This is a genomic window from Micromonospora sp. DT15 (genome assembly GCF_049841475.1).
Lineage (GTDB): Bacteria > Actinomycetota > Actinomycetes > Mycobacteriales > Micromonosporaceae > Micromonospora.
In genome coordinates this window covers 149,604-174,495 of sequence record NZ_JBNCKJ010000006.1, presented here as the reverse complement: position 1 = coordinate 174,495, position 24,892 = coordinate 149,604, and the positions used below count along the sequence as shown (strand labels likewise).

The following is a 24,892-nucleotide window of genomic DNA, read 5'->3' as shown; positions in this document are numbered from 1 at the left end:
CGCCCTTCGCCACGGAGCACGGCGGCTAGCGGACCACCACGGTGATGGTGTGCGAGCGGTCATCCTTGGGGATCGTGACGGCGACGGTGCCGGGTCGGACGAACCGGATGTCCACCACCCCGGCCTCGTAGTGCTGCGAGACTAGATCCGGCCGGTCGACGGTGACCAGACCGGGCCCGATGCCCTGGATCCGCAGCACCGCGCCGGTGGCGAAACAGAGCGAACGCAGTAGCTCCAGCTCGGTCTCTGCCAGCGGTAGGTCGTAGCGGACCGCGCCCTGACAACTGCTGGTCGGCGTCGTCGGTGGCGGGGTCGGCCGCTGGGGCGTACCCCGGGTTCTCACCGGCGGGGGCGGCACCGGTAGGGGCGGCCCGATGGTCGACGGCGCCCGCGAGGGCGACCGGCTGGTGCCGGGCGTCACCGATGGCGTGGGCGGCGACGCCACCACCGACGGCGACGGCGACGGCGGCTGTACGGGCAGCGGCGAGACCGCGTCGCTGCCGCAGGCGGCGACCGCCACGGTGGCCGCGAACGCGGTGACGGCGCGGCCGACGGCCCGGCGGAGCGCAACCACCCGACCTCCCTTCCAATGCCACAGCCGTCTCGCTGACTCAGCCCGCGTCGGCGCCGAGCCGCTGCCGGACCTGGTGGCGGGCCAGGTGCAACCGGGACTTCACAGTGCCCACCGGCACGTCGAGCAGTTCGGCGATCTCGGGATAGCTCAGCCCGAGAACGTCGCGCAGGGCCACCACCTCGGCGAGGTCGGGGCGGACGGCGTCGAAGGCGTCGAGCAGGTCGAGGCGGGTGCCGGCGACCACGCTCGTCCGTCGGGGGTCGGGACGGTCGGGCAGCGGTAGGCCGCCGGCCTCCAACCGACAGCGGCGGCGCAGTGTGCGGTACGTCGAGCGAGCCCGGTTGGCGGCGAGCCGGTGCAGCCAGGTACGGAACGAGGAGCGTCCCTCGAACCGGGTGATGCCGTTGGCCAGGGCCAGGAGGGTGTCCTGGCAGGCTTCTTCGGCGTCCTCCCGGTTGGGCAGGAACCGGGCGCACAGCCGCAGCGCCTCGGGGCGTACCGCGAGCAGCAGGGCGTCCAGGGCGGCCGGGTCGCCGTGCGCGGCTGAGCGGGCCAGGGCGTCGATGTCGTCCGCGTCGGGCATGCCGGGTGTCCAATGCTCGCCGGTGCCGATCCCCGAGCGTACGGCCGGCGGTGCCGCAGCGCCCCCGTACGGTCCGGCACCCGACCGCTATTCGAAGCGGGACACGTCCCCGGCTCCCCGGCGCAGGACCTCCGGCTCGGGCCCGGACAGGTCGATCACGCTCGTCGGCTCGCTGCCGCAGTCGCCCGCGTCGAGCACCGCGTCGAGCTGGTGGTCGAGCCGTTCCTTGATCTCCCAGCCCTGGGTCATCGGCTCGTCGTCGCCGGGCAGGACCAGGGTGCTGGACACCAGCGGTTCGGCCAGCTCGGCCAGCAGCGCCTGGGTGACTGTGTGCCGGGGGACCCGCACGCCGACGGTCCGCTTCTTCGGGTGCAGCATCCGGCGGGGCACCTCACGGGTGGCCGGCAGGATGAAGGTGTAGCTGCCCGGGGTGGACGCCTTCACCAGGCGGAAGACCGCGTTGCTGATCTGGACGAACTGACCGAGCTGCGCGAAGTCGTGGCAGACCAGCGTGAAGTGGTGCCGGTCGTCGAGGTGTCGGATCTGCCGGATCCGGTCCAGCCCGTCCTGGTTGCCCAGTTGGGTGCCGAGCGCGTAGCAGGAGTCCGTCGGATAGGCGACCAGCCCACCACCGCGGATCAGGTCGGCGACCTGGCCGATGACCCGGGGCTGTGGGTTCTCCGGGTGCACGTCGTAGTACCTCGCCATCCTCCGAGACTAGGCGCACGCGGGGAGGATCAGGAGACGAGGGCCACCCTCGGCGCGGACGGTGGAGCCGCCGAGATCACCTCGGTAGGGTAGGTCCCGGTCGGCTCCGACCAACAAGATCCACACCGCCGGGGGGCGCCACGCATGGCTGATTCGTTCGCGCATCTGCACGTGCACACCGAGTACTCGATGCTCGACGGAGCGGCCCGACTGAAGGACCTGTTCGCCGAGGCCAAGCGGCTGGGCATGTCCGCCGTGGCGATCACCGACCACGGCAACATGCACGGCGCGAACGACTTCTACAACCAGGCGATGGCCGCCGGGGTGACCCCGATCCTGGGCGTCGAGGCGTACGTGGCGCCGGAGTCGCGCTATCACAAGGCGCGGGTCAAGTGGGGTCGCCCGGAGCAGAAGAGCGACGACATCTCGGGTAACGGCGCGATCACCCACAAGACCATGTGGGCGAAGGACGCGAAGGGCCTGAAGAACCTCTTCACCCTCAACTCGCGCGCCTCCATGGAGGGGCACTACGTCAAGTGGCCCCGGATGGACATGGAGCTGATCGCCGAGCACGCCGAGGGGATCATGGCCACCACCGGCTGCCCGTCCGGCGCGGTGCAGACCCGGCTGCGGCTGGGCCAGTTCGACGAGGCACTCAAGGTCGCCGCCAGCTACCAGGACATCTTCGGCAAGGACAACTACTTCCTGGAGATCATGGATCACGGCCTCTCCATCGAGAGCCGGGTCCGCGAGGGGCTCACCGAGATCGCCCGCAAGCTGGACATCCCGCCGGTGGTCACGAACGACTCCCACTACACCCACGAGGCGCAGGCCACCGCCCACGACGTGCTGCTCTGCGTGCAGACCGGCAGCAACATCGACGACCCCAACCGGTTCCGGTTCGAGGGTGGCGGCTACTTCATCAAGAGCGCCGACCAGATGCGCGCTGTGGACTCGTCCGAGCTGTGGCAGGAGGGCTGCCGCAACACCCTGCTGGTCGCCGAGAAGGTCGACCCGAAGGGCATGTTCGAGTTCCACAACCTGATGCCGCGCTTCCCGGTGCCCGAGGGGGAGACCGAGGAGTCCTGGTTCCGCAAGGAGACCTTCGCCGGCCTGGGTCGCCGCTACCCGAACGGCATCCCCGAGGGGCACGTCGTCCAGGCGGAGTACGAGCTGGGCGTCATCAACCAGATGGGCTTTCCGTCCTACTTCCTGGTGGTCGCCGACTTCATCCAGTGGGCGAAGAACCAGGGCATCGCCGTGGGGCCGGGCCGTGGCTCGGCCGCCGGGTCGCTCGTCGCGTACGCGCTGGGCATCACCGACCTGGACCCGATCCAGCACGGCCTGATCTTCGAGCGGTTCCTCAACCCCGAGCGGGTCTCGATGCCGGATGTCGACATCGACTTCGACGAGCGTCGGCGCGGTGAGGTCATCAAGTACGTCACCGACAAGTGGGGCGAGGACAAGGTCGCCCAGATCGCCACCTTCGGCACGATCAAGGCGAAGGCCGCGATCAAGGACTCGGCTCGGGTCCTCGGTTTCCCGTACGCGGTCGGCGACCGGATCACCAAGGCGATGCCACCGGCGGTGATGGGCAAGGACATCCCGCTCACCGGCATCTTCGACAACAAGCACCCCCGCTACGCCGAGGCGGGCGAGATCCGCGGCCTGTACGACTCCGACCCGGACGTCCGCAAGGTGATCGACACGGCCAAGGGCATCGAGGGGCTGATCCGGCAGACCGGTGTGCACGCCGCCGGCGTCATCATGTCCGCCGAGCCGATCATCGAGCACATCCCGTTGACGCGCCGCGACGCCGACGGGGCGATCATCACGCAGTTCGACTACCCGACCTGCGAGTCGCTCGGGCTGCTGAAGATGGACTTCCTCGGCCTGCGCAACCTGACGATCATCGATGACGCGGTCAAGAACATCGAGCTGAACCACGGCCGCAAGCTCGACCTGCTGGGCCTGCCGCTGGACGACAAGGCCGCGTACGAGCTGCTGGCCCGGGGTGACACCCTGGGCGTGTTCCAGCTCGACGGCGGGCCGATGCGGTCACTGCTGCGGTTGATGAAGCCGGACAACTTCGAGGACATCTCCGCCGTCCTGGCCCTGTACCGACCCGGCCCGATGGGCGTCGACTCGCACACCAACTACGCGCTGCGCAAGAACGGCCTCCAGGAGATCACGCCGATCCACCCGGAGCTGGAGGAGCCGCTGCGGGAGATCCTGGCGCCCACCCACGGCCTGATCGTCTACCAGGAGCAGGTGCAGCGCGCCGCGCAGATCCTCGCCGGCTACACCCTCGGTCAGGCGGACCTGCTGCGCCGGGCCATGGGTAAGAAGAAGAAGGAGATCCTCGACAAGGAGTTCATCCCGTTCCGGGACGGCTGCCGCGAGCGCGGCTACTCCGACGAGGCGATCCAGGCGGTGTGGGACGTCCTGGTGCCGTTCGCCGGGTACGCCTTCAACAAGGCGCACTCCGCCGCGTACGGCCTGGTCTCCTACTGGACCGCGTACCTCAAGGCGCACTACCCGGCCGAGTACATGGCCGGGTTGCTGACCAGCGTCGGCGACGACAAGGACAAGATGGCGCTCTACCTGGCCGAGTGTCGTCGGATGCGCATCCAGGTGCTGCCGCCGGACGTGAACACCTCGGCCGGGCCGTTCACCCCGGTCGGCAAGGACATTCGCTTCGGCCTGGCCGCCGTCCGCAACGTCGGGGCGAACGTGGTCGCCTCGATCATGCGCTGCCGGGAGGAGAAGGGCGAGTACGCCGACTTCTACGACTTCCTGTCCAAGGTGGACGCGGTGGTCTGCAACAAGAAGACGATCGAATCGCTGATCAAGGCGGGTGCGTTCGACTCCCTCGACCATCCCCGCAAGGGCCTGCTCGCTGTGCACGCCGACGCGATCGACGCGTACGCCGACGTCAAGCGCAAGGAGGCCGTCGGCCAGTACGACCTGTTCGGCGCCGGGTTCGGTGACGCCGACACCGGCAGCACCACTGTGATGCCGACCATCGGCGACAGCGAGTGGGACAAGCGCGACAAGCTGGCCTTCGAGCGGGAGATGCTCGGCCTGTACGTCTCCGACCACCCGCTGTTCGGTCTGGAGCACATCCTCAACGCGGCGGCCGACACCACCATCGCCTCCCTGGCCGAGGAGGGCGGGGTGCCCGACGGTGCGGTCGTCACCCTCGCCGGCATCCTCTCCGGGGTGCAGCGCCGGGTCACCAAGCAGGGCCGTGCCTGGGCATCGGCCACCCTGGAGGACCTGGCCGGTGGGGTGGAGGCGCTGTTCTTCCCCAACACCTACGAGGTGATCGGGCAGTACATCGCCGAGGACGCCATCGTGGTGGTCAAGGGTCGGGTGGACCGCCGCGACGACACCCCACGGATCATGGCGATGGACATGTCCATGCCGGACGTCAGCACCAGCGCCACGAACAAGCCGGTCACCCTCACCATCCCGGTGCACCGCTGCACACCACCGCTGGTGGAGAAACTCAAGGAAACCCTGGTGCTGCACCCCGGCGACACCGAGGTGCACGTCAAACTCCAGAACGGCGGGCGCACCACCACCCTGCGGCTGGGTCCGTTCCGGGTGGCGGCGACGACCGCGCTGATGGGTGACCTGAAGAGCGTCCTCGGCCCGGCCAACGTGAGCTGAGCCGCATCGGTCCGGCCGGCCTGCGCCGGCCGGACCGCCGGGCTCAGACCCGCTCGGGGGCGCTGATCTCCCGCAGTTGGCCGTCGGCCAACCGCAACCAACGCTGCACGCCGATCTCGGCGAGGAACCGTTCGTCGTGGCTGACCACCACGAACGCCCCCTGGTACGCCGACAGCGCGCTCTCCAGCTGACCCACGCTGACCAGGTCCAGGTTGTTTGTCGGCTCGTCGAGCAGCAGCAGTTGCGGCGCCGGCTCGGCGCAGAGCACACAGGCGAGGGTGGCGCGCAGTCGTTCACCACCGGAGAGCACCCCGACCGGCAGGTTGACCCGGGCCCCCCGGAACAGGAACCGGGCGAGCAGGTTCATCCGCTTGGCGTCCGGCAGGCTCGGCGCGTACGCGGCGAAGTTATCCGCCACCGTGCGGTCGAGGTCCAGCAGGTCCAGCCGCTGCGACAGGTACGCGATCCGTCCCTCGCCGCGCTTCAGCTCACCGCCGGACGGTTGCAGGTCACCGTTGACCAGGCGCAGCAGGGTCGACTTGCCGACGCCGTTCGCCCCGGTCAGCGCGATCCGTTCCGGCCCCCGGATCACCAGGTCGGCGCCGTCGCCGCCGAACAACTCCCGGTCGTCGAAGTGGGCCCGCATCCCCTGGCCGGAGAAGACGGTGCGCCCGCCCGGGACTGTGGTGTCCGGCAGGTCCACGACGATCCGGTCCTCGTCGCGTACCGCCCGGCCCGCCTCGTCGAGTCGGGCCTTGGCCTGACCGAGCCGGGACGAGTGCGTTTCCTGCGCCTTGCCCGCCGACTCCTGCGCGCTGCGCTTGAGCCCACCGGCGACGATCCGGGCCAGGCCGGCGTTCTTCAGGTTCTTCGAGGCGTTGCTGGCCCGCCGGTCGGCCCGTTCGCGGGCCTGCTGCATCTCCCGCTTCTCCCGCTTCACCTCCTGCTCGGCGTTGCGCAGGTTGCTCTCGGCCACCTCCCGCGCCGCCTGCACCGCCTCCGTGTACGCGGTGAAGTTGCCCCCGTACCAACGGATCTCACCCTGGTCCAGTTCGGCGATGCGGTCCATCCGGTCCAACAGTTCCCGGTCGTGGCTGACCAGCAGCAGGCACCCGGACCACTCGGTGAGGACGTCGTAGAGCTTGTGCCGGGCCTCCAGGTCCAGGTTGTTCGTCGGCTCGTCGAGCAGCAGCACGTCCGGGCGGCGCAGCAGTTGCGCCGCCAGACCGAGGGAGACCACCTGGCCGCCGCTGAGGGTGTGCAGCCGGCGGTCGAGCGACAGCTCACCCAGGCCGAGGCGGTCCAGCTCCGAGCGGGTGCGCTCCTCGATGTCCCAGTCGTCGCCGATGGTGGCGAAGTGCGCCTCGGCGGCGTCGCCGGCCTCAATGGCGTGCAACGCCGCGATCCGCTCGGCGACGCCCAGCACCTGCGCCACGCTCAGATCGCCGACCAGCGGCAACGTCTGCGGGAGGTAGCCGAGCACACCGTCGACGGTGACGCTGCCGCCGCTGGGCGGCAACTCCCCGGCGATCAGCCGCAGCAGGGTGCTCTTTCCAGCGCCGTTGGGCGCGACCAGGCCGGTGCGACCGCCCGGGACGGTGAAGGACAGCTCCGAGAAGACCGGGGTGTCATCCGGCCAGGAGAAGGAAAGGTTCGAACAGACAATGAACGCATCAGACATGCGAGTGACCTCAAAGGGTGGGGTGAGCGCGCCTCAGCCGCCCGACGACAACGGGAACCGGTGGAACGACGACATGGCCCCGGCGGCTGCGCCGAACGCGCGCCGAACCGATGGCCGAACACATCCGGTCTCACCCGGAGATGTCGTCGTCACCCGCCATGTCTGGTCTCCCTGGTCGTGTCACTAGCCCAACTCCGCCGAGTCTAACAACGGATCTTCAGTCCGCCAGCGCAATAGGGCGCAGCGCTCGGAATACCGCTATTGCGGTCAATGGTCCCGACAGAAAGTGCAAGATCGACGGATTGCTCAACGGGGTCGGTACTCGACCTCGGGGCGGCCGGGAGTGCCGTAGCGCGGGGTGCGGGCGGCCCGGTCGACGGTCACCAGGTACTCCAGGTAGCGGCGGGCGGTCACCCGGGAGATGCCGGTCAGCGCACTCACCTCGGTCGCGGACAGCCCGACCTCCGTGCGGGTGCCGTCGGTGAGCGCGGCGCGTACCCGATCGAGGGTCTGCGCGTCGAGCCCCTTGGGCAGGCTGTGCCCGGCGGTGCCGCGCAGGGTGGCGAACATTTGGTCCACCTCGTGCTGGGCGGCGACCTCGCCGTCGGCGAGCGCCTGGGCGCGGTAGTCGGCGTACCGCTCCAGCTTGTCGCGGAACGCGGCGAACGTGAACGGCTTGAGCAGGTAGTGGGTCACGCCGAGGGACACCGCGGTGCGCACCACCGCCAGGTCCCGCGCGGACGTCACCGCGAGCACGTCGACGCTGCTGCCGGCCGCGCGCAGCGCCCGGCAGACGTCCAGGCCGTGCAGGTCGGGCAGCCGAAAATCCAGGAGTACGAGGTCCACGTCGCCGCCGTCGTTGGCGCGCAGGGCCGCCATCGCCGCCCGCGCGGTGTGCGCCACCCCGACCACCACGAAACCGGGAACCCGTTCGGTGTACGCGCTGTGCGCCTCGGCCAGCAGCGGCTCGTCCTCGACGACGAGTACCCGGATGGCGCTCATGACCGCCCGATTCTGGCCGGCAGCCGAACGGTGAACAGGCTGCCACCGTCGTCGGAGCGACAGACCTCGGCGCTACCGCCGTGTCGGCGTACCACCTGGCCGACCAGCGCCAGGCCGAGCCCCCGGCCGGTGCTCTTGGTGGACCAGCCGCGCCGGAACGCGTCGGCGACCCGTTCAGGTGCCAGACCGGGGCCGCTGTCGGCTACCCGAACCACCAGCTCGTCACCGGTAGCGCCGACGAAGACCCGCACCCGGCGCGGCGCCGGCGTACCGGCCACCGCCTCCAGGGCGTTGTCGACGAGGTTGCCGACAACTGTGAGGAGATCTCCGGTCGGCAGCGGGCTGTCGTCGAGGCGGCAGTCCGGCTCGATGACCAGATCCACTCCGCGCTCGCCGGCCTGGGCGGACTTGCCGAGCAACAGCGCCGCCAACGCCGGCTCGGTCACCGCGCCGACCACCCGGTCGGTCAACTGTTGGGCGAGGGCCAGGTCCCGGGTGCCGAGCCGGACGGCCTCGTCGGCGCGACCCAGCTCCACCAGCGTCAGCACGGTGTGCAGCCGGTTGGCCGACTCGTGGGTCTGCGCCTGCAACGCCTCGGTCAACGCGCGCACCGAATCCAGCTCGCTGGCCAGGGTGCGCAGCTCGGTCTGGTCGCGCAGGGTCAGCACGGTGCCGAGCACCGCGCCCTCGAAGCGGGTGGTCCGCTGGTTGGCGACGAGCACCCGGTCACCGGCGACGATCGGCTCGTCGCGGGCGTCGCGGCCGGAGCCGAGCAGCTCCGCCGCCGCGGGCGGCAGGTCGATCCCGGCCACCGGCTGGTCGATCACTGGCGCGTCCGCGTCGAGCCCCAGCAGCCGGCGGCCCTCGTCGTTGACGAGCGCCACCCGACGATCGGTGGTGAGCACGACGAGACCTTCCCGCACCGAGTGCAGAACGGCGTCGTAGTACTCGTACATCCGGGTCATCTGGGCCGGCCCCAGACCGTGTGTCTGGCGGCGGAGCCGGCGGCTGAGCAGCCAGGAGCCCGTCGCGGCGAGGGCCAGAGCCGGCGCGACCACACCGAACAGCACCGGCAACTGGCCGAGCAGCTTCTTGTCGATCGCGCGGGTGGTGATGCCCACCGAGACCAGACCGACGAGGCGTCGCTGCTCGTCGTACACCGGAACGACCGCGCGCACCGACTCACCGAGCGTCCCGACGTTGGTGGTGGTGAACGCGCGGCCCGCCAGAGCGGGCCCGATCTCGCCGACGAACGGCTCGCCGATCCGGTCCTTGGTCGGGTGCGAGAAACGGGTGCGGTCGGGGGCCATCACCACCACGAAGTCGGTGCCCGTGGCCTGCCTTGTCGATTCGGCGTACGGCTGGAGGACCTTCGCGGGGTCGACGGTCGTGAGGGCCTCGCGGACGTCGGGGGAGCCGGCCACTGTCTGCGCCACCGCGAGCACCTCCTCCTGCGCGGCCTGGCGGGAGTCGCTGCGGGCCAGCCAGACGGCGCCCGCCGCGCCGGCCAGCACGAGCAGCGTCACCACCATCGCCTGGAGGGCGAAGAGTTGCCCCGCGATGCTCCACTGGCGTCGGGCCACCTTCACCACCCTCCTCAGTCGCGCCACCGTTTCCGCCAACGCGGTGAACAGAATGACCGCAAGGCTGTCAACGGGTGAGACGCGCTTCACATTGTCGACATGGACACCACCGCATCCGCCACCACCCCGGCACCGGCGGTCCGCCGGGACCGTACCCGTTACCTGTATCTGGCCGTCATCGTGGCCGTGGTCGCCGGCATCGTGGTCGGCCTGGTCGCCCCCGATTTCGGCAAGGAACTCAAGCCGATCGGCACCGGCTTCGTCAACCTGATCAAGATGATGATCAGCCCGGTCATCTTCTGCACCATCGTGCTCGGCGTCGGCTCCGTACGGCAGGCCGCGAAGGTCGGCAAGGTCGGCGGGCTGGCCCTCGGCTACTTCCTGACCATGTCGACGGTCGCGCTCGCCATCGGCCTGGTCGTCGGCAACCTCATCCACCCCGGTTCGGGCCTGAACCTCGGCCCGGACCTGGTCGGCTCCGGCAAGGCCGCCGCTGGTGACGAGGCCGCCGGTACGGCCGACTTCCTGCTCGGGATCATCCCGACGACGCTGCTCTCCTCGCTCACCGAGGGCAAGGTGCTCCAGACGCTGCTGGTCGCACTGCTGGTCGGCTTCGCCGTGCAGGCCATGGGCCGGCGGGGTGAGCCGGTGCTCAGTGCCATCACCGTCATCCAGCGGGTCGTCTTCAAGGTCCTTGCCATGATCATGTGGCTGGCGCCGATCGGCGCCTTCGGCGCGATGGCCGCCGTGGTCGGCGCGACCGGCGTGGACGCCCTCAAGAGCCTCGCCCAGATCATGGTGGGCTTCTACGCCACCTGTCTGATCTTCGTGCTGGTGTTCCTGGGCGCGCTGCTGTGGTTCGTGGCCCGGATCTCGATCTTCTCGCTGCTGCGCTACCTGGGCCGGGAGTTCCTGCTGATCCTGTCGACCTCGTCGTCGGAGTCGGCGCTGCCGCGGCTGATCGCCAAGATGGAGCACTTCGGTGTGAGCAAGCCGGTCGTCGGCATCACGGTGCCGACCGGCTACTCGTTCAACCTGGACGGTACGGCGATCTACCTGACCATGGCGTCGCTGTTCATCGCCGACGCGCTGGGCAAGCCGTTGGCCATCGGCGAGCAGATCTCGCTGCTGCTGTTCATGATCATCGCGTCGAAGGGTGCCGCCGGTGTCACCGGCGCCGGGCTGGCCACGCTGGCCGGCGGCCTCCAGTCGCACCGCCCGGACCTCGTCGACGGGGTCGGGCTGATCGTCGGCATCGACCGGTTCATGTCGGAGGCTCGGGCGCTGACCAACTTCGCCGGCAACGCGGTGGCGACGGTACTGGTGGGAACCTGGACCGGCGAGTTCGACCGGGAGCGGGCGACCGCGGTGCTGAGCGGCAACGACCCGTTCGACGAGGCCACCATGGTCGACGAGCACGACGACGAGGCAGCGTCCCGCCCCGACGAGAAGGAGGCCACGCCCGCCGGAGCCCCGGCCTGAGTCGAGGCGTGGACCCGGGGTCGCAGCGCAGGCCGCCGCGACCCCGTACCCCCGGTGATCAAGAGGTTTGCGTCACGACACCCCGGGATGGGTGACGCAAACCTCTTGATCAACCGGGGCTGAGGTGGGTGGGGTGGGCGTGCGCGGTGGGCTAGGGGGCGGTGGGTTTCTCGCAGGGGACGCCGATGCCGACGTTGACGCGGTCGGTCTGGCCGTTCGACGTCACGATGAGCGGTACGCAGGCGGCCTGCGCGACCCAGGTGCCGCCGACGAAGGCCATCCACTGAGCCTGCCCACCCTCCGGCGCGCAGGCGTGCACGGTGACGGCCGCAGCGGGCGTGCCGGTGCCGCCCCAGCCGAGCCGTGCCTTGTCCTGCCAGCCCGGTGCCACCCGCAGGTCGACGACCGTGCCGGCGCGGACGACGAGCCCCCACTTGGCGAACAGTCGTGCCGCCGGATCGGCCTCCCCGGAAGTCTCGGCCGACATCACGGGGGCGTCGGGCACCGCCACGTCTTCGCCCACCAACCGGTAGCCCGCCGGCGGTGCTGGCAGCGTGTCGACCGATGTCGTGCAGGGTGGCCCACCACCACTGGCGTCCGTCGACGGCGCCGCACCGGTGGCCGGCGGGGTGGCGTGCCGGCGCGAGTCACCCGCGGGCGTGCAGGCGGCCAGGGCCACCACCAGGCTCAGGAAGCCCCACCAGGCGATCGGCCTGTTCCGGCTGCCCGCCCCGGGATCTGGAAGGGCCGGGGCACGCGGGGGCCGGGTCGCACCGGCATGGGCACTCATCAGACATTCATAGCTGGTCGCCGGACCCGGCGCGGTCCTGGCCGGGAGGGCTCGCCGCCCATCTGACCACCGCATCCGGGGCGCGAACTCGAAGTGGCGGGCCAACTCAGCGCTGACGGCTGGCGTCGCGATGGTTACGGTCGTGAATGCCGAGGTTTCCCGACCGTTCGAGGAGTGATCGCATGCCCGCCTCTCCGTCCCGGCTCTTCGCCGAGATAGCGACGGCCGAACCACCCGCCGAGACCAGAGTGGTCATGCGACGGGCGGTGGTGCTCGGTGGCAGCATGGCCGGGTTGCTGGCGGCCCGGGTGCTGAGCGACCACGCCGAGGAAGTGCTGATCATCGAACGGGATCCGTCCGATGTCGACGCCGGTCCACGGCCGGGCGTGCCCCAGGGCAGCCAGGTCCACGCGCTGCTGCCCGCCGGTCAGGTCCAGTTGGAGCGCTGGTTTCCCGGCATCGCCGACGAGGCGCTCGCGCTCGGCGCCCCGCCACCACCGAACGACCCGGGCACGGCGAAGGTCTTCGTGAACGGCATGTTGGGTCTGCCGCCCGCGGCGACCGGCACCGGGCCGGCGCTGATCACCACGCGTCCGTTCCTGGAGGCGCTGGTCCGCCGACGTACCCTCGCCACCGACAACATCCGCATGGTGTACGGCCGGGCCGAGGGTCTGCTCTTCGACGAGCGGCGGGTCAATGGCGCCCGGTACGTGCCCGAGGGCGGCACCGAGCCCGTCGTCGAAGCGGCGGACCTGGTGGTCGACGCGATGGGGCGGTCCAGCCGGTTGAGCGACTGGCTGGCCGAGCACGGGTGGCCGCGCCCGCCGCTGCACCGCATGCCGATCAAGCTGAACTACGCCACAGCGCTCTTCAAGCGCGACGAGGAAGTCAGCGACGCCTGGGTGGCGGTCTTCCACACCATGGCGGGCAAGGGGCGTACCGCCCGGATCGGTGGGATCAACTCGGTCGAGGGGGACCGCTGGATCATGCTGGTGGCCGGCTACGACGGGGACCGGCCCAGCCGTGACGTCGCCGACTTCACCGCCCGTTGCCGGGAGCACTACCCGCAGATGTTCGGCGACATCGCCGAAAACGGGGAGATGCTCGGCGGGGTGGTCACGTACCACCAGGCGGACAGCCGACGCCGAGACTTCCACAAGCTCGACCGTCTGCCCGCCGGGTTGGTCGCCGCCGGCGACGCGGTCGCCTCCTTCAACCCGGTGTACGGCCAGGGCATGACCTCCGCGACGCTGCACGCCTCCTGCCTGTCGAAGTACCTGCGCTCCGGCCCGAGGCCGCACGACGAGCCCGCGCGGGCGTACTTCGACCAGGTCCGCGTGGTGGTCGACGCCGCCTGGCAGATCTCCACCACCGCCGACATCGAGCTGCCGCACGTCGACGGGCCGTACCCGCCCGGCTACAAGGTCACCAAGTGGTTCGGGGACCTGCTCTTCCGGGCGTCGCTGACCGACCCGGTGCTCAACGCCCGGCTGGGCCGGGTCACCACCATGCTCGACCACCCGGCCGCCCTGAGCCGCCCCGGCACCCTGTTCCGGGCCCTGCGGCTCGGCCTGCTCGGCGGCTCCCGGCGGTGATTCGTCGCCAAACCCGCCGTCGGTCGCGAGGCGCGGTGAAGAATGGTGGGCCGGGGAGAGGTGCCGCGACGAACCGGGGGAGCGGTAGTGCTCGCAACCAGCCTCCTTGGCCGGCTTCGCCGCCGTGACCCGGGTGACGCCGTCCTGCGGCGGGCGGTCCGGCTGACGCTCGTCGCGTCCGTCGTCTTCTACGGCTGCCGGTACGGCGCGGGCAGCTCGACGCTCGCCACGTACGGGTTGTTCGGCACGATCGCCGCCGGGTCGTTCGCGCAGCTCCCTGGTCCGGCGCCGCAACGGGCGCGGATCCTCGTGCTGTCGCTGCCGGTGGTGTGGGCGCTGATCGCGGCGGGCTCGCTGTTGGCGTGGAGCACCTGGGCGGCCGCCGGTGGCATGCTGGTCGTCGGGTTCGTGGTGGCGTTCGCCGGGGTCGGCAACCCGCGCCTGGTGGGGTTGGCCAGCGCGTTTCAGCTCTTCTACATCCTGGCGTCGTTCCCGCCGTACCAACCGGACACCCTGCCGGAGCGACTCGGTGGGGTGACCCTCGCCGTCGTGCTGCTCGCCGTGGCCGAGGTGTTCCTCTGGCCCGACCCGGTGCCGGTCTCCTACCGGCAGCGCCTGGCCGAGGCGGCCGACGGCATCGCCGCCTTCCTCGACGCCACCGCCGAGCGGCTGACCGACCCGCACGCCGCCGTGGGCGACCGGAACGCGCGACGCGAGCGGGCGCACGACGTGGTGGCGGCGATCGCGCTGAACCGCAGCCCTCCGGCGTGGGCGCCCACCGCGGCGGGCGCTCAGGATCGGGCGTTGCGCATCTGCGGGGCAGCGTTACGGGAGGTGCTCGCCGACGCGGACCGATTGGCGGCGGACGCCCCGCCGGAGCCGATCCCGGACCTGGCAGCGGCGCGTCTGCTGCGCTCGTGCGCGGACACCACCCGCGCGGCCGGCCGGAGCCTGTCGCCGGGTGCCCCGGCGGTGGCCCCGGCCGACCTGGACGTGGCGGTCGGACGGGTCGAGGCGGCGTACCCGGTGGGTTCCGGCCAGGTCCGCGACGCGCCGGACGTACCCCGGTTGTGCCGGGACGCGACGGCGCTGGCCCTCGCGGACCAGGTGCGGGTCTTCGTCGTCGGTTCCCGGGTGGCGACCGGGGCGCGGCCCGGCGACGACGACTCCTCGGAGCTGTTCGCGTACGCCCGGCGCAGCCCGTGGACGCTGTACTGGTGGCAGTTCCGCTCACACCTGGCGCCGCGCTCGGCCCACCTGCACAGCTCGCTGCGGCTGGCCGTGGCGCTCGCCATCGCCCGGGTGGCCGCCGGGGTGTTGGAGCTGACCCACGGGTTCTGGGTGCTGCTGGCCACCCTCACGGTCCTGCGCACGTCCGCCGCCGACACCCGCACGGCGCTGCGACCAGCCGTGCTGGGGACCATCGTCGGTGCGGCCGTCAGCGGCGGGGTGATGCTCGTCGTCGACGAGCCGATCGTGTACGCCGTCGTCCTGCCGGTCACCCTGCTGCTGGCCTTCGGCGTCGGCCGGCTGCTCGGCCCGGTGTGGCAGCAGGCGCTGTTCACAGTGCTGCTGACAGTCGCCCAGCTCAGCCCGGAGGGTTGGCGGCTCGCCGAGGCACGCCTCGTCGACGTGCTGCTCGGCGCGGTGATCGGCGTGCTCGCCGGGGTGGCGATCTGGCCGCGCGGCGCGGGCCACGACCTGCGGCGCAATGCCACCCGCTACCTGGCGGCCAGCGCGGACGCTGTCGAACAGACGGTCCAGGCGATCCTCGGTGACGCTCCGCCGCCCGCGGGCGCCCTCGACCGGGTCCGTCGCCGGATGGTCCTCATCGACTCGTCGTACTGCCAGTACCACTCGGAGCGGCACGATCCGCACCGGCAACAGGTGAACTGGGACGCCGTGCTGAGCGCCGGGCACCACGTCGTGCCCGGGGCGGAGTCGCTGCTGCGGCGCAACCCGCCCGGCTGCCTCGCCGGTTGGCCCGGTGCGGCGACGCTCCTGCGAAACTCCGCCGGGCGCCTGCGATCGGCGTACGACGCCCTCGCCGATGACGTCGCCCACGGCCGGGCATCGGACCGGGAGCCCGTCTCGACCACCTGCGTCGACCAGTTGGACCGGATCCGTCCGCTCCTCGACGGGGCCGACCATCAGTCGGTCCGGCACCTGGTGGAGGTCGACAGGTGGCTCGCCAGCCTCGCCGACAGTCTCGCCCGGATCCACCCGCCCGCCCGCCGCCGATGAGCCGGCTCCCAGCCCGCCACCGGACGGGCCGCCGATCGCCGATTGGTAGTGCCCGTCGCGCGTCGTTCGGCCTAGCGTCGAGAGCATGGAGATCGAGCAGGCGCAGAAGCTGTGGGAGCCGGAACCGGGCTGGTTGAACACCGCCAGCTACGGGTTGCCGCCGGAGCCGGCGTGGGCGGCGTTGCACGAGGCTCTCGCGGTCTGGCGGGTCGGTCGTACGTCGTGGGAGGGCTGGGGCGAGTCGACGAGCCGGGCTCGGGCAACCTTCGCCGGCCTTATCGGGGTGCCGGTCGCTGACGTGGCCGTCGGCGCGGCGGTGTCCCAGCTCCTCGCGCCGGTCGCGGCGGCGCTGCCGGCCGGTGCCACTGTGGTGGTTCCCGAGGTCGAGTTCACCTCGAATCTCTTCCCCTGGCTGGTGCAGGAGGAACGTGGCGTCAAGGTCCGCACGGTGCCGCTGGGGTCTCTGGTCGACGCCATCGACGCCGATACCGATCTGGTGGCGTTCAGCCTGGTGCAGTCGGCCGACGGGGCGGTCGCGCCGTACGACGAGATCGTGGCCGCGGCCCGCGCGCACGACGCGCTGGTGGCGGTGGACGCGACCCAGGCGTGCGGCTGGCTGCCGTTCGACGGCAGCCGGGCCGACGTGGTGGCGGTGGGCGGCTACAAGTGGCTGATGAATCCGCGCGGGACCGGGTACGCCTATCTGGCCCCCGGGTTGCGCGAGCGGCTGCGCCCCGACGCGGCCGGTTGGTACGCGGGCCGCGACCCGCACGCCTCCTACTACGGCCCGCCGCTGCGGCTGGCCGACGACGCCCGCCGGTTCGACATCTCACCGGCCTGGTTCAGCTGGGTCGGTGCGGCGCCCGCCCTGGAGGTGGTCGCCGAGATCGGCGTGCCGGCGATCGGGGCGCACAACGTGGCGTTGGCCAACCGGTTCCTGACCGGGCTGGGCCGGGAGCCGGGGGAGAGCGCCATCGTCAGCGTGGACGTGCCGGACGCGGAGCAGCGTCTGGCGGCGGCCGGTATCCGGGCGGCGGTGCGGGCCGGACGGGTCCGGGCCTCGTTCCACATCTACTCCACCGAGGCCGACGTGGACGCCGCGCTGACGGCGTTGACCGGCTGAACCTGGCACCGAGGACGGCCGTGCGTCAGGCCAGGTGGCCACCGATCTTCGTGTAGCCGCGCAGCAGGTCACGCGAGATGATCAGCCGCTGCATCTCGTCGGTGCCCTCGAAGATCCGGTAGAGCCGGACCTGCCGGTACCAGCGTTCGATCGGCAGCTCCCGGGTGTAGCCCATGCCGCCGTGGATCTGGAGCACCCGGTCGACCACCCGGTTGACCATGCCGGCGCCGTAGAGCTTGCCCATCGACGAGGCGTGCCGGGGGTCCAGGCCCGCGTCGACCGTCCACGCCGAGCGCAGCACCAGCCAGCGGGCCGCCTCCAGCTCCGTCTCGGAGTCGGCGATCATCCACTGGATGGCCTGGTTGGTGCCGATCTTCGTGCCGAAGGTTTCCCGGGTGTTGGCGTACTCGATGGCCATCTGCAACACCCGCTCGGCGATGCCGATGGCGTGCGACGGGATGGTGTAGCGCCCCTTGCCGATCCACTCCATGCCGAGCGTGAAGCCCTGCCCGATCTCACCGAGGATGTTGCGGTGCGGCACGCGTACGCCGTCGAAGATGAGTGACGCCGGCCCGCCCTCACCCATCGTCTGGATGAACTCCGAGCGCCAGCCCATCGACCGGTCCACCAGGAACGCGGTGGCACCGCCGTTGCGGGCGCCCTTCTCCCGGTCGGTCACGGCGACCACGATGGCGAAGTCGGCGTCGTGACCGCCGGTGATGAAGGTCTTCTCGCCGTCGAGGATCCAGTCGTCGCCGTCCCGGCGGGCGGACAGCCGGATGTTGGCCGCGTCGGATCCGGCGCCCGGCTCGGTGATCGCGAAGCAGGAGCGTCGTTCGCCCTCGATGGTCGGGATGAGGAACTCCCGCTTCTGCTCCTCGGTGGCGTGGAACAGGATGTTGTCCGCCTCGCCGCCGAAGCGGAACGGCACGAACGTGCGGCCCAGCTCGGTCCAGATCAACGACTGGAGTACGGCTGGCAGGTTCATCCCGCCGTACTCCTCCGGGGTGGCCAGGCCCCAGAAGCCGAACTTGCGCGCCTTGAGTTGCAGTTCGCGCACCTCGGAGTGGTCGAGGCCCGGTTGGTGCGCCCGTTCCCGGCGGAGCACCTCCGCTTCCAGGGGCATCACCTCACGGGTGATGAACGCGCGCACGGTGTCCCGGACGGCGCGTTCCTCGTCGGACAGTGCGAAGTCCACGGTTCCCCCTCGGTCGGCGTGGTGGTGCGCCGCCACGGGCGTAGCGGTCCCTCATAAACTAGCGGTGTAAGTTTTCATTCGTCCAGACCCCTTCTCCGGCCGACGTGGTGACGCCCGCCCGCAGGCGGTCCCCGATAGGGTGCGTGAACAGGTGGTTCCCACGGGGAGGGACACCGCAGACCGAGGAGTTCTGACGTGCCCCGACCTCGACGGCCTCTGCTCACCCGCGACCGGATCGTCGAGACGGCGCTCGCGCTGATCGACGCCGACGGGCTCGACGCGCTCTCCACCCGCCGACTCGCCGCCGCGCTCGGCGTGCAGGGTCCCTCGCTCTACAACCACTTCGCCACCAAGGACGAGATCCTCGACGCGGTCGCCGACACGGTCACCGGTGCCGTCGACACCAGCGGCTTCGCCAGCCGGGACTGGCTCGCCGCGCTGCGGGACTGGGCGTGGTCGTACCGGCGGGCGCTCACCGCGCACCCGAACGTCGTGCCGTACCTGGCGCAGGGCCCGGGTCGTCGACCGGCGGCCCTCGCCATGGCGGACGCGGTCTACGGAGGGCTGGTCCGGGCCGGTTGGCCGCCGGCCCGGGCCACCCACATCGGCGCGGCGCTGCGGTACTTCGTGGCCGGGTCGGCGCTCGGCTCGTTCGCCCGCGGTTTCGTCGAGGACCCCGAGCTGTACGCGGCGCACTACCCGCACCTGCGACAGGCCCACCGGCTCGCCGAGCACCAGCAGAGCGTGGACGAGGGAGCCTTCGCCCTCGGCCTGGACGCCCTGCTGCACGGTCTGGCCGCCGAGTACACCCGCAGCGTCGACACGGTGGAGTCCGCCCGGCCCGACGGGTAACGTCCAAACTCCCAGCGCTAGTTTCATCGCCCGTCGCGACCCCATCGCCCACCCCCTCGAAGGGACGACATGGACCTCGCCGCCCCGCCGTCGCTGTTGCCCGACTCCCTGCGCCTGCGGCGTCACCTGCACGTCGGCGGGGAGTGGACCCCTCCCGCCGACTCCGGCCTCATCGACGTGGAGAACCCGAGCACCGGGGACCTGATCGGGCAGGTGCCGGCCGGCACCTCGGCCGACGTGGATCGCGCCGTTGCCGCGGCAAGGTCCGCGTTTCCCGGCTGGTCGGCCGCCACCCCCGCCGAGCGCTCCGCCCACCTCGACCGGCTGCACGCGGCGCTCACCGCCCGCGCCGACGACCTCGCCCGCACCATCGCCGTCGAGCTGGGCTCTCCGCTCAAGCTCGCCACCCGGGTGCAGGTCGGGCTCCCACTGACCGTGCTGCGCGACCACGTCGCGCTCGCCGCCCGCGCGCCGGTCGAGGAGAGCATCGGCAACTCCCTCGTCGTCCGGGAGCCGATCGGCGTGGTCGGCGCGATCACCCCGTGGAACTACCCACTGCACCAGGTGATGGCGAAGCTCGCACCCGCCCTGGCCGCCGGCTGCACCGTGGTGCTCAAACCCAGCGAGCTGACCCCGTTGACCGCGTACCTGCTCTTCGACGCGGTCACCGAGGCCGGCCTGCCGCCGGGCGTGCTCAACCTGGTTCCCGGCACCGGGCCGGTGGTAGGTGAGGCGCTCGCCGGGCACCCCGACGTCGACCTGGTCTCCTTCACCGGCTCCACCGCCACCGGCGCGCGAATCATGCGGCTCGCCGCCGACCGGATCGCCCGGGTCGCGCTGGAGCTGGGCGGCAAGTCCGCCAACGTGGTCCTCCCCGACGCCGACCTGGCCACCGCCGTCAAGGTGGGCGTCGGCAACGCCCTGCTCAACTCCGGGCAGACCTGTACCGCCTGGACCAGGATGCTGGTGCACCGCGACCGGTACGACGAAGCCCTCGACCTGATCGCCGCGGCGGTGGCCGGCTACCGACTCGGCGACCCGTTCGACCCGGCGACCCGGCTCGGCCCGCTGGTCTCCGCAGCCCAGGCCCAGCGGGTGCGTGGCCACATCGACCGGGCCCTCGCCGACGGCGCCCGGCTGGTCGCCGGCGGGCCCGACGCCCCGGTGCCGTCCCGGGGGCACTTCGTCGCCCCGACCGTCTTCGCCGACGTGCACCCCGACAGCGCGCTGGCCCAGGAGGAGGTCTTCGGCCCGGTGCTCGCCGTCATCCCGTTCGCCGACACCGACGAGGCGGTCGCCATCGCCAACAACTCGAAGTACGGGCTGGCCGGCGCGGTCTGGTCCGCCGACACCGACGCGGCGCTCGCGGTGGCCCGGCGGTTGCGTACCGGCGCTGTCGACATCAACGGCGCCCCGTTCAACCCGCTCGCCCCGTTCGGTGGCTACAAGCAGTCCGGCCTGGGCCGGGAGTTGGGCGTGCACGGGCTGGCCGAGTTCTGCGAGCTGAAGGCGATCCAGCGATGACCGATCCCGAGCTGTCCCCGGCCGTGCCCGCAGACCGGCCCGAGCTGTCCCCGGCCGCGCCGGGTGGCGGCACCGGGCCGGCGTCCGCGCCGGTCATCGTTCGCGCGCTGGTCGCGCGCGGCTCCGGCGCCGAGCTGCGGGTCGAGCGGGTACGCCTGCCCGCGCCCGGCCCCGGCGAGGTGCGGGTGACGATCAGGGCGGCCGGTGTCTGCCACTCCGACCTGTCCATGGTCAACGGCACCCTCGCCGCGAGGTTCCCGCTGGTGCTCGGGCACGAGGCGACCGGTGTGGTGGCCGAGGTCGGGCCGGGCAGTCAGCTGACCGTCGGCACACCGGTGGTGCTCAACTGGGCGCCGGCGTGCCGGGCCTGCTGGTGGTGTCGGCGTGGCGAGCCGTGGCTCTGCGCCGACACCACGGCTCCGACCGTGTCGCGCGGCGAGACCGACGACGGGGTCCCGTTGCACCTGACCCTCGGCCTCGGCGCGCTCGCCGAGGCGGTGGTGGTACCCGAGCGTGCCGTCATTCCGATCCCCGCCGGGTTGCCGCCCGAGCAGGCCGCACTGCTCGGCTGTGCGGTGCTCACCGGCGTCGGTGCGGTCCGGAACACCGCCCGGGTGGCACCCGGCGAGTCGGTCGCGGTCGTCGGGCTCGGTGGCGTCGGGCTCGCCGTGCTCAGCGCGGCCCGCCGGGCCGGTGCCACGACGATCCTGGCCATCGACGTCGCCGAGGCGAAACGGGACCTGGCGCTCGCCGCCGGGGCGACCGACTTCCTGCTCTCCGACGACCGGCTCTCCAAGGAGGTACGGGCGCGCACCGAGAGCCGGGGCGTCGACCACGCCTTCGAGTGCGTCGGTCGGGCCGCGACCATCCGCGCCGCCTGGCGGCTGACCCGGCGCGGGGGAGCGGTGACAGTGGTCGGCATGGGCGCCAAGGACGACATGGTCAGCCTGGGCGCGCTGGACATCTTCCACTCCGCCCGCACCCTGCGCTCCTCGGTGTACGGCTCGTCCGATCCGGACCGGGAGGTGCCGGTGCTGGCCGCCGAGCTCGCCGACCGCGCACTGGATCTGGGTGTGCTGGTCAGTGGGACGATTCCGTTGGACGAGGCGCCCGCGGCGTTCGACCGGTTGGCGCGGGGTGAGGGCGCTCGCTGGGTGGTCACGCTGGACTGACGCTGGTAACCGCCGCCGCGACGCGACCATCGACATCCCAGCGATTTGTCGGGGCGACTGGCGTGTCTGGCCAGGGAGCCTGGGGTCGGCCCGGGAAGGGCCAACCCTGGGCACCCTGGCGACGAGAGCCGGGCGACCGGTCAGAAGGGTGGGGCGTCCTCGCCCATCAGCGCCAGCACGACGCCACCCTTGCCGCTCTTGAGGCCCTGGACCACGACCTTGCCGGTGCTGCCGTCGGGCAGCTCCAGGGTGAAGGTCTTTCCGACCGCGTTCTTGGGGCCGTTTCCGGCGCTGTTGGCGGGTCGGAAGTCGCCTGCCCAGGGCGGAATTCCGCCCCTACGGGCCGGCTCGGCGAAGAGCGCGGCGGTGCCGGGGGTCCTGGTGCCGTCTGCGGAAAGGAGCACTGAGGCGCTGCGAAAGGTAGCCATATGCGCAAAGGCTAACCCGGACAACGCCGTTCGCGGTACCACAGTTGCCGGTGGCGGCGATTCGGTCGACCTCTGGCCCACCCCGCCAGGGGTGGGCCGGCCTCGGGTCACTTGCCGGTGACGATGCCCGGGTTGATGCAGAGCCCCGGGTTCGCACCGTTCTTCTCCGCGATCTCCAGACAACGGGTCACCTTGTCGACCTTCGCGTTGGTCTCGGTGATCTGCTTGGAGATCTCGGCGTTCTTGCGGTCCTGCTCCAGGTTGCGGGTCTGCGCCAGCTTGTCCTGGAACGCCTTGATGTTGCCCTCGGTCTTGTCGTCGTGGTTCACCCGAGTGATGGTCACCGAAAGGATGTCCACGTCGGTGGCGAGGCGCGTCTCCGCGCTGGTCTTGATGTTCGCGGCGAACGGCTTCAGGTCGACGTTGAGGTCGCCGGTCTGGGCGTCGATCTTCTCCAGCGGGTTGTACGCGGCGAAGGCGTCGTTGACCGCGCTGTCCAGCTGCACACCCACCCGCTGACCCCGGAAGCTGCCGAAGTCGCCCTTGTAGTCCATGAACTGCTTCGGCGCGTTCTCCGGCTTGACCTGCCATTCGACAAGCACCTCGACGCAGGCGTCGGCGAGGGTGCCGGTGCGCACGCGTACGCAGTTGTTGCCGCCGATGTGGTCGTACTTCTGGCGGCCCGCGTCCCACTCGCCGACCTTCTGCCAGGGCGCCACCCACTTCAGGCCCGAGCCGGTCACCTGCCCGGTGGGCTTGCCGAAGCTGGTGACGATGCCGACCGAGCGGATGGGCACGGAATGGGCGCTCGAGGCGACGCCGACCACCAGCGTGAGGGCGAGGAAGCCGAGCGCCGCGAGGGCGGCCATCCGCTTGAGCGGCCGTGCGGGAGCGACGAGAGCGACGACGGCGCTGACCGCCAGGGCGACGGCGAAGACGATCGCCATGGTGAAGCCGACGGGCATGGGGTGGGGACCTTCCGGTGGGCTGTGTGGATCATCAACCTAGGGGGTCCGGTCAAGTCGACGGCGCGGGGGAGTGGAGTTCAGGCACGTCAACTGCGGGTCGAATATGGATCCCATCGACATGGTTCGACTCCGGAGGCCCGCCGTAGGTTTCGTCCACGCGACGGGCCTGTGACCGCGGTCACCGAACCGACCGTCGCCGCGACGTGCGGAGGATGAGGCGATGGCCGGGCAAGCGCTCCTGTCGGCCCGTGGGCTGACCCGCGACTTCCGGGGCTTCCGGGCGGTCGACGACGTCGACCTCGACGTGGCGTCGGACAGCGTGCACGCGCTGGTCGGCCCGAACGGCGCGGGCAAGACCACCCTGTTCAACCTGCTCACCGGCTTCCTGCGCCCCAGTGGCGGCCGGATCGAGCTGGCCGGGCGGGACGTCACCGGGCTGCCCCCCGAGCAGGTGGCACGGCTCGGCGTGGCCCGTTCGTTCCAGATCACCAGTCTTTTTCCCCAACTGTCCGCGCGCGAACACGTCGCGCTGGCGTTGCAGTCGTCCAGCGGGCTGGGCTGGCGGTTCTGGCGGTCGGCGAAGCTGATGGGCCGCTACACCGAACGGGCCGACGAACTGTTGGCGATGGTGGGACTGGCCGAGTTGGCGCACGCCCCCTCGGCGTCCCTGGCGTACGGCCGGAAACGAGCCCTGGAGCTGGCCATCGCCCTGGCGCTGGACCCGAAGGTGCTGCTGCTCGACGAGCCGACCGCGGGCATGGGCCTGGAGGACGTCGACCGCACCGTCGACCTGATCGGTCGGGTCCGGCAGGGCCGGACCGTGGTGATGGTCGAGCACAACATGAGCGTGGTCGGCCGCCTCGCCGACACCGTCACCGTGCTCCAGGCCGGCAAGGTCCTCGTCGAGGGCCCGTACGAGCAGGTCCGCGCCGACGAGCGCGTGATCACCGCCTACCTGGGAGCCGCCGATGCTGCGCATTGAGAACCTGTCCGCCTTCTACGGCGAGGCACAGGTGCTGCGCGAGGTCAGCCTCGAGGTCTCCGCTGGCGAGGTGGTCACCCTGGTCGGCCGCAACGGTGCCGGCAAGTCCACTCTGCTGCGCTGCGTCATGGGGCTGCACCCCGGTCAGCGCGGCACGGTGGAGCTGGACGGGCGGGACATCACCGGGTTGGCGGCGCACAAGCGGGCCCGCCTGGGGCTGGGCTGGGTGCCCGACGACCGGGGCAGCTACGCCACGTTGACCGTCACCGAGAACCTCACGCTGCCACCCACCGTCGGCCCCGACCCGTGGTCGCTGGAGCGGGTGTACGAGGCGTTCCCGGCCCTGTACACGCGACGGGACTCGGCGGCCACCATGCTCTCCGGCGGCGAGCAGCAGATGCTCGCGCTGGCCCGGGTGCTGCGGATGGGCGCCCGGCTGCTGCTCTGCGACGAGCCCACCGAAGGGCTGTCGCCACTGCTGGTGCAGCAGGTCGGCGACCTGCTGCGCGAGGCCAAACGGCACGGGGTGACAGTGCTGCTGGTCGAGCAGAACCTTCACTTCGCCACCGGTGTCGCCGACCGGCACTACCTGCTGGCCGAGGGCCGGGTCGCCGAGGCGATGGACAACTCCGAGGTGCGTTCGCGCGAACGCGAACTGCTCGCGTACCTCGGGATCTGAATGTTCTCAACGACGACCCGCGCGACGCCGCGCGGAATGGATGGAGTGG

Annotated in this window: 20 protein-coding genes; 10 read left to right on the top strand and 10 right to left on the bottom strand. The window is 71.4% G+C overall.

The window, feature by feature from the left end; translation table 11 throughout:
* Positions 1-25: 25 nt before the first annotated feature.
* The 3 genes from ACLQ3F_RS15430 to ACLQ3F_RS15420 form a co-directional block, all read right to left on the bottom strand.
* The gene (locus ACLQ3F_RS15430; protein WP_425849501.1) at positions 26-574 is read right to left on the bottom strand and encodes a hypothetical protein; all 549 of its coding nucleotides are present in this window, start codon (positions 572-574) and stop codon (positions 26-28) included.
* Positions 575-611: 37 nt separating this feature from the next.
* A complete protein-coding gene (locus tag ACLQ3F_RS15425) occupies positions 612-1,157 on the bottom strand; it encodes an RNA polymerase sigma factor (protein ID WP_425849500.1) in 546 nt (181 codons plus the stop codon).
* A gap of 87 nt (positions 1,158-1,244) precedes the next feature.
* Positions 1,245-1,865 carry an L-threonylcarbamoyladenylate synthase gene (locus tag ACLQ3F_RS15420; RefSeq protein ID WP_355007286.1) on the bottom strand — a complete coding sequence of 207 codons (621 nt, stop codon included), beginning with the start codon at positions 1,863-1,865 and terminating at the stop codon, positions 1,245-1,247.
* A 144-nt stretch (positions 1,866-2,009) separates the two neighbouring features.
* On the opposite strand from ACLQ3F_RS15420, the gene dnaE reads away from it, so the two are divergent.
* Positions 2,010-5,540, top strand: coding sequence for a DNA polymerase III subunit alpha (gene dnaE / locus ACLQ3F_RS15415; RefSeq protein WP_357206790.1), 3,531 nt, complete (start codon positions 2,010-2,012; stop codon positions 5,538-5,540).
* A 43-nt stretch (positions 5,541-5,583) separates the two neighbouring features.
* Here dnaE and abc-f read toward each other — a convergent pair whose 3' ends face one another.
* The 3 genes from abc-f to ACLQ3F_RS15400 form a co-directional block, all read right to left on the bottom strand.
* Positions 5,584-7,221 (bottom strand): ribosomal protection-like ABC-F family protein, encoded by a 1,638-nt coding sequence (gene abc-f, locus ACLQ3F_RS15410; protein ID WP_425849498.1) that lies wholly within the window; start codon positions 7,219-7,221, stop codon positions 5,584-5,586.
* A 306-nt stretch (positions 7,222-7,527) separates the two neighbouring features.
* On the bottom strand, positions 7,528-8,223 hold the full coding sequence (locus ACLQ3F_RS15405; protein ID WP_355007291.1) for a response regulator: 696 nt from the start codon (positions 8,221-8,223) through the stop codon (positions 7,528-7,530).
* Positions 8,220-9,812, bottom strand: a complete 1,593-nt coding sequence (locus ACLQ3F_RS15400) for an ATP-binding protein (RefSeq protein ID WP_425849495.1) — start codon at positions 9,810-9,812, stop codon at positions 8,220-8,222. The genes ACLQ3F_RS15405 and ACLQ3F_RS15400 overlap by 4 nt, the downstream gene beginning before the upstream one ends.
* A 93-nt stretch (positions 9,813-9,905) precedes the next feature.
* On the opposite strand from ACLQ3F_RS15400, the gene ACLQ3F_RS15395 reads away from it, so the two are divergent.
* Entirely contained in the window at positions 9,906-11,288 is a 1,383-nt protein-coding gene (locus tag ACLQ3F_RS15395; RefSeq protein ID WP_357206784.1) for a cation:dicarboxylate symporter family transporter, read from the top strand.
* A gap of 151 nt (positions 11,289-11,439) precedes the next feature.
* On the opposite strand, the gene ACLQ3F_RS15390 is transcribed toward ACLQ3F_RS15395, so the two are convergent.
* Positions 11,440-12,078, bottom strand: coding sequence for a hypothetical protein (locus ACLQ3F_RS15390; RefSeq protein ID WP_425849493.1), 639 nt, complete (start codon positions 12,076-12,078; stop codon positions 11,440-11,442).
* A gap of 182 nt (positions 12,079-12,260) precedes the next feature.
* Here ACLQ3F_RS15390 and ACLQ3F_RS15385 point away from each other — a divergent pair, with 182 nt between their 5' ends.
* The 3 genes from ACLQ3F_RS15385 to ACLQ3F_RS15375 all read left to right on the top strand — a co-directional run bounded on the left by ACLQ3F_RS15385 (position 12,261) and on the right by ACLQ3F_RS15375 (position 17,040).
* A complete protein-coding gene (locus ACLQ3F_RS15385) occupies positions 12,261-13,673 on the top strand; it encodes an FAD-dependent oxidoreductase (RefSeq protein WP_425849491.1) in 1,413 nt (470 codons plus the stop codon).
* A gap of 87 nt (positions 13,674-13,760) precedes the next feature.
* A complete protein-coding gene (locus ACLQ3F_RS15380) occupies positions 13,761-15,917 on the top strand; it encodes an FUSC family protein (RefSeq protein ID WP_425849488.1) in 2,157 nt (718 codons plus the stop codon).
* An 85-nt stretch (positions 15,918-16,002) separates the two neighbouring features.
* On the top strand, positions 16,003-17,040 hold the full coding sequence (locus tag ACLQ3F_RS15375; RefSeq protein ID WP_425849486.1) for an aminotransferase class V-fold PLP-dependent enzyme: 1,038 nt from the start codon (positions 16,003-16,005) through the stop codon (positions 17,038-17,040).
* Positions 17,041-17,065: 25 nt separating this feature from the next.
* On the opposite strand, the gene ACLQ3F_RS15370 is transcribed toward ACLQ3F_RS15375, so the two are convergent.
* The gene (locus ACLQ3F_RS15370) at positions 17,066-18,238 is read right to left on the bottom strand and encodes an acyl-CoA dehydrogenase family protein (RefSeq protein ID WP_238670770.1); all 1,173 of its coding nucleotides are present in this window, start codon (positions 18,236-18,238) and stop codon (positions 17,066-17,068) included.
* Between the two features lie 195 nt (positions 18,239-18,433).
* Here ACLQ3F_RS15370 and ACLQ3F_RS15365 point away from each other — a divergent pair, with 195 nt between their 5' ends.
* The 3 genes from ACLQ3F_RS15365 to ACLQ3F_RS15355 all read left to right on the top strand — a co-directional run bounded on the left by ACLQ3F_RS15365 (position 18,434) and on the right by ACLQ3F_RS15355 (position 21,786).
* On the top strand, positions 18,434-19,090 hold the full coding sequence (locus tag ACLQ3F_RS15365; protein WP_357234854.1) for a TetR/AcrR family transcriptional regulator C-terminal domain-containing protein: 657 nt from the start codon (positions 18,434-18,436) through the stop codon (positions 19,088-19,090).
* Positions 19,091-19,159: 69 nt separating this feature from the next.
* Positions 19,160-20,614: an aldehyde dehydrogenase family protein gene (locus ACLQ3F_RS15360; RefSeq protein ID WP_425849484.1), complete on the top strand. Its 1,455-nt coding sequence runs from the start codon at positions 19,160-19,162 to the stop codon at positions 20,612-20,614.
* The gene (locus ACLQ3F_RS15355; protein WP_425849483.1) at positions 20,611-21,786 is read left to right on the top strand and encodes an alcohol dehydrogenase catalytic domain-containing protein; all 1,176 of its coding nucleotides are present in this window, start codon (positions 20,611-20,613) and stop codon (positions 21,784-21,786) included. Before ACLQ3F_RS15360 ends, ACLQ3F_RS15355 begins: the two co-directional genes overlap by 4 nt.
* A gap of 140 nt (positions 21,787-21,926) precedes the next feature.
* Here ACLQ3F_RS15355 and ACLQ3F_RS15350 read toward each other — a convergent pair whose 3' ends face one another.
* The gene (locus tag ACLQ3F_RS15350) at positions 21,927-22,214 is read right to left on the bottom strand and encodes a hypothetical protein (RefSeq protein WP_357199639.1); all 288 of its coding nucleotides are present in this window, start codon (positions 22,212-22,214) and stop codon (positions 21,927-21,929) included.
* 107 nt (positions 22,215-22,321) lie between these two features.
* Positions 22,322-23,179, bottom strand: a complete 858-nt coding sequence (locus tag ACLQ3F_RS15345) for an SPFH domain-containing protein (RefSeq protein WP_425849482.1) — start codon at positions 23,177-23,179, stop codon at positions 22,322-22,324.
* A 223-nt stretch (positions 23,180-23,402) separates the two neighbouring features.
* Between ACLQ3F_RS15345 and ACLQ3F_RS15340 the strand changes: the two genes are divergently transcribed.
* Together ACLQ3F_RS15340 and ACLQ3F_RS15335 are read left to right on the top strand one after the other, a co-directional pair.
* The gene (locus tag ACLQ3F_RS15340; RefSeq protein WP_425849480.1) at positions 23,403-24,164 is read left to right on the top strand and encodes an ABC transporter ATP-binding protein; all 762 of its coding nucleotides are present in this window, start codon (positions 23,403-23,405) and stop codon (positions 24,162-24,164) included.
* A complete protein-coding gene (locus ACLQ3F_RS15335; protein ID WP_357199633.1) occupies positions 24,151-24,843 on the top strand; it encodes an ABC transporter ATP-binding protein in 693 nt (230 codons plus the stop codon). Before ACLQ3F_RS15340 ends, ACLQ3F_RS15335 begins: the two co-directional genes overlap by 14 nt.
* Positions 24,844-24,892: the final 49 nt, after the last annotated feature.